The sequence below is a fragment of the Streptomyces sp. NPDC049541 genome, from assembly GCF_044465725.1.
Taxonomy (GTDB): Bacteria; Actinomycetota; Actinomycetes; order Streptomycetales; family Streptomycetaceae; genus Streptomyces.
Map to the genome: position 1 here is coordinate 285,671 of NZ_JBITLY010000005.1, position 13,707 is coordinate 299,377.

Consider the following 13,707-nt stretch of genomic DNA (forward strand, 5'->3'; position numbering starts at 1 on the left):
GCCCGCACCCTACTAGCGGTCGTCCGTCGTCCAGGTGAAACCGCCGAGAGAGTCCTGCGAAGTCTCTTCGAACTCCACCTCTCCGGGCGGGTACCGCCACCGCAGGTACAGCGAGACCGCCGTCACCAGCAGCCAGCCCGCGAGGATCATTGCGACCAGCAGGCCCAGGAAGAGGCCGGCCGTGCCGAGCAGACCGAATGTCGCCAGCATCCAGGGGATGTGGTCCTCACCGCAGCCGCACGCCTCCATGGGGGCAGGCTGCCCACGATCCACCCGCCGTGTGCGCTGCGTGGCGGAAACGTCGCGCGGTGGTGATGATTCCGGGATCCGGGCCCCTACGTCCCACAGTGCGGTCCCGACACGTGGACCGGAACCATGGAGAGGGGCGCGGCGTGGTATGCGTAGAGAAAAGCAAGGTATACCCACCTCAACCCTTGCCCATGCGTCGAGCGGCCAGATTTTCTTCCCCCTGAGGGGTTGAACTTTTGTTGATCGAGGGTCAGTTGGCCACCCCGGCGTCCTACGCTTAAGAGGGTGAAGCAACTGATGTCACCAGAGTCCGAGGTCGATCTCGCCGGGGAGACGGTGCTCGACGGCACGCTGCCCGAGGCGCTGTATGGCGAACTGGTCGCCTTCCGTCGTGACCTGCACATGCACCCCGAGCTCGGCAACCAGGAGTTCCGCACCACCGCGGCGATCAAGGAGCGGCTCGAGGCGGCAGGCCTGCGGCCCCGGGTGCTCGCCACCGGTACCGGGCTCGTCTGTGACATCGGGGAGTGGGACGGCGGGCGGCCCATGCTCGGCATGCGCGCCGACATCGACGGCCTGCCCATCCCGGACACGAAGAGCGAGTGCCCGTACCGCTCGACCGTGCCGGACCGCGCACACGCCTGCGGCCACGACGTGCACACCACCGTGGTACTCGGCGCCGGCCTGGTCCTGGCCGAACTGCACAGGCAGGGCAAGCTCCCGCGGCCCGTGCGGCTGATCTTCCAGCCGGCCGAGGAGGTGCTCCCCGGCGGCGCCGCGGACGCGATCGACTGCGGGGTGCTCGACGGCGTGGGGCGGATGATCGCCGTGCACTGCGACCCCCGCGTGGACGCCGGCCGTATCGGCCTCAGGCAGGGTGCCATCACCTCCGCCTGCGACCGGCTGGAGGTCGCACTCGACGGCCCCGGCGGCCACACCGCCCGCCCGCACCTGACCACCGACCTGGTCACCGCCGCAGCCCGCGTCGCCATCGACGTGCCCGCGCTCGTCGGCCGGCGGATGGACACCCGCTCCGGTCTCGCCGTGACCTGGGGCCGCATCGAGTCGGGGCACGCCCCGAACGTCATCCCGCAGCACGCCGAGCTCTCCGGCACCGTCCGCTGCCTCGACATCGAGGCCTGGCGGCAGGCCCCGGACCTGGTGGTCGCCGCCATCGACGAGGTCGCCAACCTGCACGGCGCCAAGTCGGAGATCAACTACGTGCGCGGCGTCCCGCCGGTGGTCAACGACGCGGGCGTGACCGACCTGCTGCGCGACGCCATGACCGCCCGCCGCGGCGCCCAGTCCATCGAGGACACCGAGCAGAGCCTCGGCGGCGAGGACTTCTCCTGGTACCTGGAGCACGTCCCCGGCTCCATGGCCCGCCTCGGCGTCCGCACCCCGGGCGAGCGCACGGTGCGCGATCTGCACCAGGGCGACTTCGACGCGGACGAGTCGGCGATCACGGTGGGGGTGGAGCTGTTCACTGCCGCGGCTCTGCTGGACGCGGCTGAGTGATCCGAGCGCGCCGAACGGCCCCCTCGGGGGCCGTTCCACCGACCGGCGCAACATGCTCGTAAGCCAATCGTGCGCGCATCGAAATCAGGGTGTGTGAAGAGGTAAGAGCCTGAGTTCAGACAGCGTTTGCCTCGAATCGATAACGGCTTCGAGAGGGGTGTTTTTCTGACATCTACGCGCGTTACGATGCCGCGAAGCCGACGCCGCAGGGGCGTCCGGGCCCGAGCACTGGCATGGTGCTCACATGAAGCGCCGACGAGGCGCTCAGGTCAGGTGAAGGAGCCTTCCCGTGCGCCGGGTAGCAAAGCTTTCTGCTGCGTGTGTCGTGTCCGCAGCTCTCGCACTGACTGCCACCGCGTGTGGCAGTACCTCCTCCGAGAAGGACAACTCGTCCTCCGCCTCCGCCGGCGGCGGCAAGGGCATCAAGATCGGTCTCGCCTACGACGTCGGCGGCCGTGGTGACCGTTCCTTCAACGACTCCGCCGCGCGCGGTGCCGACAAGGCCGAGAAGGAGTTCGGCGGTTCCATCAAGGAGCTGACGGCGAAGAACTCCGACACCGAGGCCGACCGCGAGCAGCGCCTGACCGACCTGGCGGACGCCGGCTACAACCCGATCGTGGCCGTCGGTTTCTCCTACGCCACCTCGGTCGACAAGGTCGCCGCGAAGTACCCGAAGGTCAACTTCGGCCTCATCGACTCGGTCGCGACCGCCAAGAACGTCGACAGCATCACGTTCACCGAGGAGCAGGGCTCCTACCTGGCCGGTGTCGCCGCGGCGCTGAAGACCAAGAAGAACCACGTGGGCTTCATCGGCGGTGTCGACACCCCGCTGATCAAGAAGTTCGAGGCGGGCTACGTCCAGGGCGTCAAGGACACCAAGCCCAGCGTCAAGGTCGACGTCCAGTACCTGACCCACGGCTCGGACCTGTCCGGCTTCTCCAGCCCCGACAAGGGCAAGGAGGCCGCGTCCGGCATGCTCGACAACGGCGCCGACGTGATCTACACCGCGGCCGGCTCCTCCGGCAACGGCTCGATCGAGGCCGTCAACGGCGTCAAGGGCGCCTGGGCCATCGGCGTGGACTCGGACCAGTACAACATCCCGGGTCTGGCCAAGTACAAGAACTCGATCCTGACCTCGATGGTCAAGAACGTGGACGTCGGTGTCTACGACTTCATCAAGTCCGTGCACGACGGCAAGCCGCTGACCGGCAACCAGGTCTACTCGCTCGCCAAGAACGGTGTCGGCCTGGCCACCAGCGGTGGCTTCATCGACGACATCAAGGCCCAGCTGGACGCCGCGAAGAAGAAGATCGTCGACGGCACCGTCAAGGTCAAGACCAGCTGACCTGGCGGTTCCCGCCGAACTCCGGCTCGGCGAGGGCGCGTTCCCACAGCCCCTCGCCGAGCCATAACAATGTGTCAACTCTACGCGTGTAGCATGGAGTTGCCGCGCTAGCGTCGCCGACGCCTGCCCTCCCCCTCAACCCCCTTTGTCCCCGAGGAGAGTGCGCCATCAACGCGTCCAGCCCTCCCGCTGCCGTCGAACTGCGCGGCATCACCAAGCGATTCCCCGGCGTCGTCGCCAACAAGGACATCGACATCACCGTCCGTACCGGAACCGTCCACGCCCTGTGCGGTGAGAACGGCGCCGGCAAGTCCACCCTGATGAAGATCCTCTACGGCATGCAGCAGCCGGACGAGGGCACCATCACGGTGAACGGCGAGACCGTCACCTTCCACAACCCCGCCGACGCCATCGCCCGCGGCATCGGCATGGTGCACCAGCACTTCATGCTCGCCGACAACCTCACCGTCCTGGAGAACGTCGTCCTGGGCGCGGAGAAACTCCACGGCATCGGCGCCAAGGCCCGTACGAAGATCAAGGAGATCTCCGACGCCTACGGCCTGAACGTGCGCCCGGACGTCCTCCTCGAGGAACTCGGCGTCGCCGACCGCCAGCGCGTGGAGATTCTCAAGGTCCTCTACCGCGGCGCCAAGACCCTCATCCTCGACGAGCCCACCGCCGTCCTCGTGCCGCAGGAGGTCGACGCCCTCTTCGACAACCTGCGCGAGCTGAAGGCCGAGGGCCTCACGGTCATCTTCATCTCCCACAAGCTGGGCGAAGTCCTCTCCGTGGCCGACGAGATCACCGTCATCCGCCGCGGCACCACCGTCGGCACGGTCGAGCCGGCCGGCACCACCCCCAAGCAGCTCGCCGAGCTGATGGTCGGCAGCGAACTGCCCACCCCGGAGACCCAGGAGTCGACGGTCACCGACGTGCCGCTGCTCAAGGTGGACGGCCTGCACCTGAGCCAGACCGACCTCGACGGCGTCGAGCGCGTCATCCTCGACGACATCTCCTTCACCATCCACAAGGGCGAGGTCCTCGGCATCGCCGGCGTGGAGGGCAACGGCCAGTCCGAGCTGGTCGAGGCGATCATGGGCATCCGCGACCCGGACGCCGGTGTCATCACCCTCGACGGCACCGACATCTCGCACGCCCCCACCCGGGGCCGCCGCGAGGCCGGCGTCGGCTACATCCCCGAGGACCGCCACCGCCACGGTCTGCTCCTGGAAGCGCCGCTGTGGGAGAACCGCATCCTCGGCCATGTCACCGAGAAGCCCAACTCCCGCGGGCAGCTCCTCGACATCAAGGCCGCCCGCACCGACACCGAGCGCATCATCCAGGCCTACGACGTCCGCACCCCCGGCATCGACGTCACCGCCGCCTCCCTCTCCGGCGGCAACCAGCAGAAGCTGATCGTCGGCCGTGAGATGAGCCACGCGCCCAAGCTGCTGATCGCCGCCCACCCCACCCGCGGTGTGGACGTCGGCGCGCAGGCCGCGATCTGGGACCACATCCGCGAGGCCCGCCGCGAGGGCCTGGCCGTGCTGCTGATCTCCGCCGACCTGGACGAGCTCATCGGCCTGTCCGACACCCTGCGGGTGATGTACCGCGGCAGTCTGGTCGCCGACGCCGACCCCGCCACCATCACCCCCGAGGAACTGGGCTCCGCCATGACGGGTGCGGCCACCGGCCACCTGGAGCACACAGAGGACTCCGCCGAGGACCACGAGGACGACGCCCGATGAACAAGCTGACCCAACGCATCGACAAGGAGCGGCTGCTCCTCGCCATCGCGGCGCCGCTGCTGGCGATCGTCGCCGCGCTCGTCGTCACCGCCCTGGTCATCCTCGCCACCGGCAAGAACCCGGGCTCCGCCTTCAGCGACATGGTGAGCTACGGCACCGCCAGCGACAGCCAGGTCTACATCCTGAACAAGGCGACGACGTACTACCTGGCGGGTGTCTCGGTGGCCATCGGCTTCCGGATGAACCTGTTCAACATCGGCGTCGACGGCCAGTACCGGATCGCCGCGTTCTTCGCCGCGGTCCTCGGCGGCGCGCTGACCACGCCCGGCTGGATCTCCATCCCGCTGATCATCCTGTGCGCCATGGCGACCGGTGCCCTGTGGGCGGCCATCGCGGGCGTCCTCAAGGTGACCCGCGGGGTCAGCGAGGTCATCTCGACGATCATGCTGAACTCGATCGCCACCGCGATCATCGCCTACCTCCTGCAGCCGGGGAAGCTCGCCGAGCTGCAGAGCGGCGGCACGGTGATCTCCACCAAGCCGCTGCCGTCGTCCTCGTACTTCTTCCAGATCGACACCGGTGCCGCGGGCGAGCTGTGGGGCTTCATCGTCGTCGCCGTGGTCGTCGGCATCGCGTACTGGTTCGTGCTCGGCCGTACCCGCTTCGGCTTCGACCTGCGCACCGTCGGCCAGTCCGAGAGCGCGGCCGCCGCCAGCGGTGTCTCCGTCAAGAAGATGGTCGCCACCAGCATGGTCATCTCGGGTGCGGTGGCCGGTCTGATCGGCATGCCGACCCTGCTCAACGACAGCCACCAGTTCAGCAACGACTTCCCGACCGGCATCGGCTTCACCGGTATCGCCATCGCCCTGCTCGGCCGCAACCACCCGGTCGGCATCGCGCTCGGCGCCCTGCTGTGGGGCTTCCTGGAGCGCACCACCAACCACCTCGAGTTCGAGGGCTACGACAAGGAGATCCTCGGCGTCATCCAGGGCGTCATCGTCCTGTGCGTCGTCATCGCCTACGAGCTCGTACGCCGCTACGGCCTCAGGCGCCAGCAGCAGCGGGTCGGCGCCGAGCTCGCCGCCCAGGCCGCCGCCCCGACCCAGAAGCAGGAGGTGGCGTGATGACTGCCACGATGACCGACACGCCGCCCCCCGCGGCCCCCAAGGCGGACACGGAACGCGGCCGCTCGGGCCGCTCGCTCGGCCAGATCCTGATGATCGTCGCCGGTGCGCTGCTGCTCGTCGCCGCGGTCCGGGTCATCTCCGGCTCGGACCAGCTCACCTCCGAGGGCCAGGTCTCCGCAGCCCTCAGCCTCGCCGTACCCATCGGTCTCGCGGGTCTCGCCGGCCTGTGGTCCGAGCGCTCCGGTGTGGTCAACATCGGCCTCGAAGGCATGATGATCCTCGGCACCTTCGGCGCCGGCTGGATCGGCTGGCAGTCCAACCCGTGGCTCGGCCTGCTGTGCGGCATCGGCTTCGGCATCCTCGGCGGCCTGGTGCACGCGGTGGCGACCATCACCTTCGGCGTCGACCACATCGTCTCCGGTGTCGCCGTCAACCTGCTCGCACTGGGCGCCACCCAGTACCTCGCCAAGCTCTTCTTCACGAACGGCAAGGCGGCCGACGCGGGCGGCAACCCCAAGCAGTCCCCGCCGGTCGACTCGCTGCCCAACTTCGACGTCCCCGGCCTCTCCAGCGGGCTGCACTCCATCGAGAACCACCACTGGTTCCTGATCTCCGACCTCGCCGGCATCATCGGCGGCCTGGTCACCGACCTGTCCGTCGTGACGGTCTTCGCCGTCCTGCTGTTCGTCGGCAGCTGGTGGCTGCTGTGGCGCACCCCGTTCGGTCTGCGGCTGCGCTCCTGCGGCGAGAACCCGATCGCCGCGGAGTCCCTCGGCGTCAACGTCTACAAATACAAGTACGCGGCCGTCGCCGTCTCCGGCGGCCTCGCCGGCCTCGGCGGCGCCTTCCTCGCGCTGGTCACCTCGCACACCTACCTGGAGGCCCAGACCGGCGGGCGCGGCTTCATCGGTCTCGCGGCCATGATCTTCGGCAACTGGCGGGTCGGCGGCCTCGCCATGGGCGCGGGTCTGTTCGGCTACTCCGACGCGCTGCAGCTGCGCAACGGCGGTGCGACCGTTCACGCGCTGCTGCTCCTGCTGGTCGTGCTCCTCGCGGGCCTGGCCGGCTGGAAGCTGTACAAGAAGGCGCTCTGGCAGGGCGGCATCAGCCTCCTGGTGGGCGCGGGCGTCCTGGTCTGGTACCTGGTCACCGACGAGGTCCCCAGCGACTTCGTGGGAGCCACCCCGTACGTCGTCACCCTGCTGGTGCTGTCGCTGTCCGCGCAGCGGCTGCGGATGCCGAAGGCGGACGGTATGCGCTACCGGAAGGGCCAGGGCAAGTGACCCCGCCGGCCGCCGTCGACTGGGAGGCGCTGCGGGAGCTGGCCCGCGAGGCCATGGCCCATGCGTACGCCCCCTACTCGGGCTTCCCGGTCGGGGTCGCCGCCCTGGTCGACGACGGCCGCACGGTCAGCGGCTGCAACGTCGAGAACGCCTCCTACGGCCTCGGCCTGTGCGCCGAGTGCGGGCTGGTCTCGGAGCTGCAGCGCACCGGCGGCGGGCGGCTGACGCACTTCACCTGCGTGGACGGCAGGGGCGAGATCCTCGTCCCGTGCGGCCGCTGCCGCCAGCTGCTGTACGAGTTCGGCGGCCCCGACCTGCTGTTGGAGACACCGGCGGGAATCCTGCCCCTGTCGGAGATGCTTCCCCAGGCCTTCGGCCCGGACCATCTCACCAAGTAACTCCCGTACGGCCCCTCCGTCTTGAACCCTTCGAGCGGAGGGGCCGCACACTTCCATGAACCTCGGAAGGAACGCACCCCATGGCCATGGACGCCATCTCCGTCATCCGCACCAAGCGGGACCGCGGTGAGCTCAGCGACGAGCAGATCGACTGGGTCATCGACGCGTACACCCGCGGGGAGGTCGCCGACGAGCAGATGTCCGCGCTCGCCATGGCCATCCTCCTCAACGGCATGAACCGCCGTGAGATCGCCCGCTGGACCGCCGCGATGATCGCCTCCGGCGAGCGCATGGACTTCTCGTCCCTGTCCCGCCCCACCGCCGACAAGCACTCGACGGGCGGCGTCGGCGACAAGATCACCCTCCCGCTGGCGCCCCTGGTCGCGGCCTGCGGAGCGGCCGTCCCCCAGCTGTCGGGCCGCGGCCTCGGCCACACCGGCGGCACCCTGGACAAGCTGGAGTCGATCCCCGGCTGGCGCGCGCTGCTCTCCAACGAGGAGATGCTGAACGTCCTCGACACCACCGGCGCGGTGATCTGCGCGGCGGGCGACGGTCTGGCCCCCGCGGACAAGAAGCTCTACGCCCTGCGGGACGTCACCGGCACGGTCGAGGCGATCCCGCTGATCGCCTCCTCGATCATGTCGAAGAAGATCGCGGAGGGCACCGGCTCCCTGGTCCTCGACGTCAAGGTGGGCACCGGCGCCTTCATGAAGACGATCGAGGACGCCCGGGAACTGGCGTCCACGATGGTGGGCCTGGGCACCGACCACGGCGTGAAGACGGTCGCGCTGCTGACGGACATGTCGACCCCGCTGGGCCTGACGGCGGGCAACGCCCTCGAAGTCCGCGAGTCGGTGGAGGTCCTCGCGGGCGGCGGCCCCTCCGACGTCGTGGAGCTGACCATCGCCCTGGCCCGCGAAATGCTCGACGCGGCCGGCGTGAAGGACGCCGACCCGGCGAAGGCCCTGGCCGACGGCTCCGCGATGGACGTCTGGCGCCGCATGATCGCGGCCCAGGGCGGCGACCCGGACGCGCAGCTGCCGGTGGCACGCGAGCAGCACGTCATCAAGGCCCCGTCCTCGGGCGTCCTGACCCGCCTCGACGCCTACGGCATCGGCGTCGCCGCCTGGCGCCTCGGCGCGGGCCGCGCCCGCAAGGAGGACCCGGTGCAGGCGGGCGCGGGCGTCGAGCTGCACGCCAAGCCGGGCGACACGGTGACCGAGGGCCAGCCCCTGCTGACCCTGCACACCGACACCCCCGAGCGCTTCGAGTACGCGCTGCAGGCGGTGGAGGATTCCTACGACATCGGGGCGGCGGGCACGGAGTTCCCGGCGTCTCCGGTGGTGCTGGAACGTATCGCCTGACCTGCGGCTTCCTCTTTCGGGTGAACGGGATCGGTGGACCATTGCCGGTCCCGTTCGGCATGCTGGGATCGGTGACGTACCGATTGGAGACCGCCATGAGCGCACTCACCGTCGACCACATGACGGCCAGTGGCCACGAGTGGGACGGCCTCGTCCGGATCTGGAAGGAGACGGACGCGCCCGAGGGCTGCAAGGTGGAGATCATTGAGGGGATCGTCACCGTGGCACCGCCGCCGTCCAGGGCTCACAACAAGATCGCCAGCAAGGTGCTTCGCCGTATGTCAGAGGTGATTCCGGAGGACTGGGGCATCTTCCCGACACTGGGTACGGCCGTACCGTCCCGTGACAGCATCTACATTCCCGACCTCGCGGTAGGGCCGGAGGCGGCGCTGGACGACGAGGGAGACGACGAGTACATCCCCGCCGGTGCGGCTGAACTCATCGTGGAGATCACCTCGAAGTCCAACGCACAGACAGATCGGATCACCAAGGCAGCGGGGTATGCCAAGGCCGGGGTCCCCCTCTACCTCCTCATCGACAGCTGGGCTCCGGGCGGTCCGACGGTCACGCTGTACGGCGAGCCGAAGGGGGACGTCTACCGTGTCCTGCAGGCAGGAAAGTTCGGCGACCCGATCAAGTTGCCGGAGCCGTTCGACTGCACGCTCGACACCAGCGTGTTTCCCGTCGGCTGACGAGATCACCCCAACAACGCTGCCACCACCACCAACACCGGCACCGACAACACCGTCGACACCAGGATCGAGTCCCGCGCCAAGCCGTCGGCCACCCGATAGCGACTCGCGTACGTGTACAAGTTCTGCGCCGCCGGGAGCGCCGACGTCACCACCACGTCGAGGAGTTGGTGGCCGTGCAGCCCGAACGCCCCCGCCGCCAGCGCCCACGCGGCCACCGGCTGGCCCACCGCCTTCAGTGCGACCGACAGGAATACCGGGAACCTGTCGGCGCCCCGCCCCGGCATCGTGCTGCCGCACAGGGAGATACCGAAGGCCAGCAGGACCGCCGGGACGGACATGTTGCCGATCAGGGTCACCGGGTCCATGACCGCGGACGGGACCTTCACGCCGAGCGCCGAGACCGCCACTCCGGCCAGTGAGCCGACCGCGATCGGGTTGCGCAGGGGCGTGAGCAGCCGTAGCCACAGCGGGCCCTTCTCGCCCTTGCCGGACAGGTCCAGGACCGTCAGGGCGATCGGGGTGACCGCGATGATCTGGAACAGCAGCACCGGCGCCACCAGCGAGGCGTCGCCCAGCACATACACGGCGATCGGGATGCCGAGGTTGCCCGAGTTGACGTAGCTGGAGCACAGGGCGCCGATCGTCGTACGGCCCACACCCCAGCCCCGTACGACACCGACCGCGACGAAGACACCGGCCGCGGCCGCCGTGCTCATGGCCGTCACCAGCAGCCGGCTGGAGAAGATCACCGACAGATCGGCCCGCGCGAGCGTGGTGAACAGCAGCGCCGGGGACGCCACATGGAAGGCCAGCTTGGTCAGCACTTCCCGCCCGTGCTCGCCGAGATGCCCCTGCCGTCCGATGACATAGCCCACCCCGATGACGACCGCGATGACCGCGAAGCCCGTCAGCACTCCCTGCACGGTGCCCCCTCGGCGGGGAGGAGGCCGTCGGGTATCCGGGGCGGTGCTGATGCTTGGGGCATACACCCAACCCTCCGGGGGCGAGGGTGGCAGGTCAATGTGATCCCGGTCGGCGGACACGCCCGGCAGGCGTGTGCCCCGATGAGCCCGATGAGTTCCGCCCGCCCGGCCGGTCTACCGCACGTGGACGCCATGACACCCGCCGTACTCGTGCTGCCCGGCCCCGTCACCCGTGACGAGGTGAGCGGGCTGTGCGAGGACGTGCGGGCGCTGCTGGAGGCCACCGGTGCCGGGGTGGTGGTGGTCGACGTCGCCGCGATCGGGCCGCCGGGGCTGGGTGCCGTGGATCTGCTGGCGCGGCTGGAGCTGGCCGCCCGGCGGTCCGGGGGCCGGATCCGGCTGCGCGATCCCGCCCCGTCCCTACACGCCCTCCTCGACCTGGTCGGGCTCCGCTTCGAGGTGGAGGGGCAGGCCGAACAGCGGGAACCAGCGCTGAGTGTCGAGGAAGAAGTGGAACCCGGAGAGCCCGCCGTCTGATATCTCCAGCACCTGCACCGCCCACGGGGTGAAGCCGCCCTTCTCCGGGTCCGGCTTGTACTGGGCGAACCCCGGCAGGCCGTTGACCTGGACCGGCAGCAGCCGGGAGCCCTCGCAGGCGGAGCCCAGGGTCGTCATGAAGCCCGTGATGTCCTCGTGGCCCGTCAGCCACAGGTCGAACGGCGGCATCGTCATCACGGCGTCCTCGTGCAGCAAGGCCGTCAGCGCGGTCATGTCGTAGCCCTCGAAGGCCGCCACATAGCGGTCCAGGAGCTTGCGCTGCTCCTCGTCGAGAGGGTCGGAGACGGCCGCGGCCGCCGCCTTGTCGCCGTGCTCGCGCTCGGCGAGTGTCGCCCGGGCCCGCTGCAGGGCGCTGTTGACCGACGCCACCGAGGTGTCGAGCAGCTCGGCGACCTCACTGGCCTTCCAGGCGAGGACCTCGCGCAGGATCAGCACGGCGCGCTGCTTGGCGGGCAACTGCTGCAGGGCCGCCATGAACGCGAGCCGCACGGACTCCTTCGCGACGGCGGCCTCCGCCGGGTCCTCGACGGTCGGCAGTACACGGGCGTCCGGCATCGGCTCGAGCCAGGTGTTGTCCGGGCGGGGGGAGAGGGCGGCCTGGGCGAGGGGCGTCGACTCGCTCAGGTCCATCGGGCGGGCGCGCTTGTTGCCGGCGGTCAGCATGTCCAGGCAGACGTTCGTCGCGATGCGGTAGAGCCACGACCGCAGACTGGAGCGGCCTTCGAACTTCTCGTAACTTCGCCAGGCGCGGACCATCGTGTCCTGTACCGCGTCCTCGGCCTCGAAGGAAGAGCCGAGCATGCGGTAGCAGTAGCCGGTCAGCTCGACGCGGTGTTTCTCGAGCCTGACGTCGAGGTCTGTCGTCATGGTCCACCCACCCCTGTGGCCGTTCTGTCGCGCCTTTGCGCCCAGCACGTCCGAAGCTAGCGCAGGGCACTGACAATGGCGTGCCGAGCGGAGGAATGTGCAGGTGGGTTGGGGTTGCCGTCCCCAGGGGGCTCCGCCCCCTGGACCCCCGATGGGCCTGAACGGCCTCGTCCTCAAACGCCGGACGGGCTGAAAAGATCAAACCCCGCCCGGCGAAAGATCAGCCCCTCCGGCGTTTGAGGAGCGGGGGTCCGGGGGCCGGCCCCCGGTACGGGACGGGTAGGGGCGGCGAGGGCGAAGGAAGCTCAGTGCACCGGTACCGGGGCCCGCCGCGCAGCGACCCGTGCCGCCCGTGTCCCGAACACCGTGATCGTCACGACCCCCAGCATCGCCAGGAGCCCGACGCCGACCGTCCCGGTCCAACCCCCCGCGTGGAACGCGATCGCCCCCACCGTGCTGCCGGCACTCGACCCGACGTAGTACGCGGACTGGTACAGCGCAGACGCCTGCGCCCGCCCCGCCGTCGCCGTCTTGCTCACCGCCGACGACGCGACCGCATGCCCGGCGAAGAACCCGGCGGTGATCAGCACCAGCCCCAGCAGAACCGGCACCAGGGACCCCGCGAGCGTCAGGGCCAGGCCCGACGCCGTCGTACCGCCCGCCAGGTACAGGGCTCCACGCCGGCCCAGCCGCCCCACCAGCCGCCCGGCGGTGGACGCGGACACCGTACCCACCAGGTAGACCAGGAAGATCGACCCGATGATTCCCTGCGGCAGCGAGAACGGCGCCTCCGTCAGGCGGTAACCGATCACCGTGTACACACCACCGAACACCGTCATGAACAGCGCACCGATCGCATACAGCCGGCACAGCAGCGGGTTCGACAGATGGTCGCGGACCGTACGGGCCAGGACCCGCGGCCGCAGCGAACCCGCCTTGAAGTGACGCGGAGCGGGCAGCAGCAGCCGGAACGCCACCGCGCACATCACCGCGATCGCCCCGATCACACCGACCGCGACCCGCCAGCCCCACTCCTGGGCGACCCACCCGGTGATGACCCGGCCGCTCATCCCGCCGACACTGTTGCCCGCGACGAACAGCCCGATCGCCGTGACCAGCGCCTTCGGCCGGACCTCTTCGGCGAGATACGCGGTCGCCGACGCCGGAAGCCCGGCCAGCGCGGCCCCCTGCACCGCCCGCAGCACCACCAGAGCGGTCAGCGAGGGCGCGAACGGCACCAGGAGCCCCACCGTCACCGCGACCGCCAGCGAGGCCGTCATCACCGTACGACGCCCGAACCGCTCCGACAGCGCACTCATCGGAAGGACGAACACCGCGAGGCCACCGGTCGCCGCCGCCACCGTCCAGCTCGCCGAACTCGCCGCCACCCCGAACTCGCCGGAGATCAGCGGCAGCAGGGCCTGCGTGGAGTAGAGCAGCGCGAAGGTCGCCACGCCCGCGAGGAAGAGCGCGAAGCTCATCCGGCGGTAGCCGGGCCCACCCGGCGTCATACGGGAATCGGCGGCAGGGACAACGGATGCGGCGCCCACGACGGTGGACGCCCCGGTACTGGCGGGAGACATGCCTCGAAGCTACGTACGACCCCGCTCATCCGTCCAATGCATGGAATCG

13 protein-coding genes are annotated in these 13,707 nt (G+C 69.7%); 9 read left to right on the forward strand and 4 right to left on the reverse strand.

Going from position 1 to position 13,707, the window contains the following annotated elements; all coding sequences use genetic code 11:
- Nucleotides 1–12 precede the first annotated feature (12 nt).
- Complete coding sequence (locus ACIBW9_RS20615; RefSeq protein ID WP_398956948.1) at nt 13–249, reverse strand: hypothetical protein; 237 nt, start codon at nt 247–249, stop codon at nt 13–15.
- Between the two features lie 297 nt (nt 250–546).
- Between ACIBW9_RS20615 and ACIBW9_RS20620 the strand changes: the two genes are divergently transcribed.
- The 8 genes from ACIBW9_RS20620 to ACIBW9_RS20655 all read left to right on the forward strand — a co-directional run bounded on the left by ACIBW9_RS20620 (nt 547) and on the right by ACIBW9_RS20655 (nt 9,724).
- Entirely contained in the window at nt 547–1,767 is a 1,221-nt protein-coding gene (locus tag ACIBW9_RS20620; protein ID WP_398956950.1) for a M20 family metallopeptidase, read from the forward strand.
- Between the two features lie 289 nt (nt 1,768–2,056).
- Entirely contained in the window at nt 2,057–3,112 is a 1,056-nt protein-coding gene (locus ACIBW9_RS20625) for a BMP family protein (RefSeq protein ID WP_398956952.1), read from the forward strand.
- A gap of 200 nt (nt 3,113–3,312) precedes the next feature.
- The gene (locus ACIBW9_RS20630; protein ID WP_398957639.1) at nt 3,313–4,860 is read left to right on the forward strand and encodes an ABC transporter ATP-binding protein; all 1,548 of its coding nucleotides are present in this window, start codon (nt 3,313–3,315) and stop codon (nt 4,858–4,860) included.
- On the forward strand, nt 4,857–5,984 hold the full coding sequence (locus ACIBW9_RS20635; protein ID WP_398956955.1) for an ABC transporter permease: 1,128 nt from the start codon (nt 4,857–4,859) through the stop codon (nt 5,982–5,984). Before ACIBW9_RS20630 ends, ACIBW9_RS20635 begins: the two co-directional genes overlap by 4 nt.
- Nucleotides 5,984–7,270, forward strand: coding sequence for an ABC transporter permease (locus ACIBW9_RS20640; protein WP_398956957.1), 1,287 nt, complete (start codon nt 5,984–5,986; stop codon nt 7,268–7,270). The genes ACIBW9_RS20635 and ACIBW9_RS20640 overlap by 1 nt, the downstream gene beginning before the upstream one ends.
- A complete protein-coding gene (locus ACIBW9_RS20645; protein WP_398956959.1) occupies nt 7,267–7,668 on the forward strand; it encodes a cytidine deaminase in 402 nt (133 codons plus the stop codon). Before ACIBW9_RS20640 ends, ACIBW9_RS20645 begins: the two co-directional genes overlap by 4 nt.
- A gap of 86 nt (nt 7,669–7,754) precedes the next feature.
- A complete protein-coding gene (locus ACIBW9_RS20650; protein WP_398957641.1) occupies nt 7,755–9,032 on the forward strand; it encodes a thymidine phosphorylase in 1,278 nt (425 codons plus the stop codon).
- A gap of 95 nt (nt 9,033–9,127) precedes the next feature.
- Nucleotides 9,128–9,724, forward strand: a complete 597-nt coding sequence (locus tag ACIBW9_RS20655; RefSeq protein WP_398956960.1) for a Uma2 family endonuclease — start codon at nt 9,128–9,130, stop codon at nt 9,722–9,724.
- Nucleotides 9,725–9,729: 5 nt separating this feature from the next.
- Here ACIBW9_RS20655 and ACIBW9_RS20660 read toward each other — a convergent pair whose 3' ends face one another.
- Entirely contained in the window at nt 9,730–10,650 is a 921-nt protein-coding gene (locus tag ACIBW9_RS20660) for an AEC family transporter (RefSeq protein ID WP_398956962.1), read from the reverse strand.
- Nucleotides 10,651–10,800: 150 nt separating this feature from the next.
- On the opposite strand from ACIBW9_RS20660, the gene ACIBW9_RS20665 reads away from it, so the two are divergent.
- Nucleotides 10,801–11,187, forward strand: a complete 387-nt coding sequence (locus ACIBW9_RS20665; RefSeq protein ID WP_398956964.1) for an STAS domain-containing protein — start codon at nt 10,801–10,803, stop codon at nt 11,185–11,187.
- On the opposite strand, the gene ACIBW9_RS20670 is transcribed toward ACIBW9_RS20665, so the two are convergent.
- Both ACIBW9_RS20670 and ACIBW9_RS20675 read right to left on the reverse strand, forming a co-directional pair.
- Complete coding sequence (locus tag ACIBW9_RS20670) at nt 11,071–12,075, reverse strand: sigma-70 family RNA polymerase sigma factor (RefSeq protein WP_398956966.1); 1,005 nt, start codon at nt 12,073–12,075, stop codon at nt 11,071–11,073. The two genes, ACIBW9_RS20665 and ACIBW9_RS20670, sit on opposite strands and share 117 nt — an antisense overlap.
- Nucleotides 12,076–12,380: 305 nt before the next feature.
- A complete protein-coding gene (locus ACIBW9_RS20675) occupies nt 12,381–13,658 on the reverse strand; it encodes an MFS transporter (RefSeq protein ID WP_398956967.1) in 1,278 nt (425 codons plus the stop codon).
- Nucleotides 13,659–13,707 lie beyond the last annotated feature (49 nt).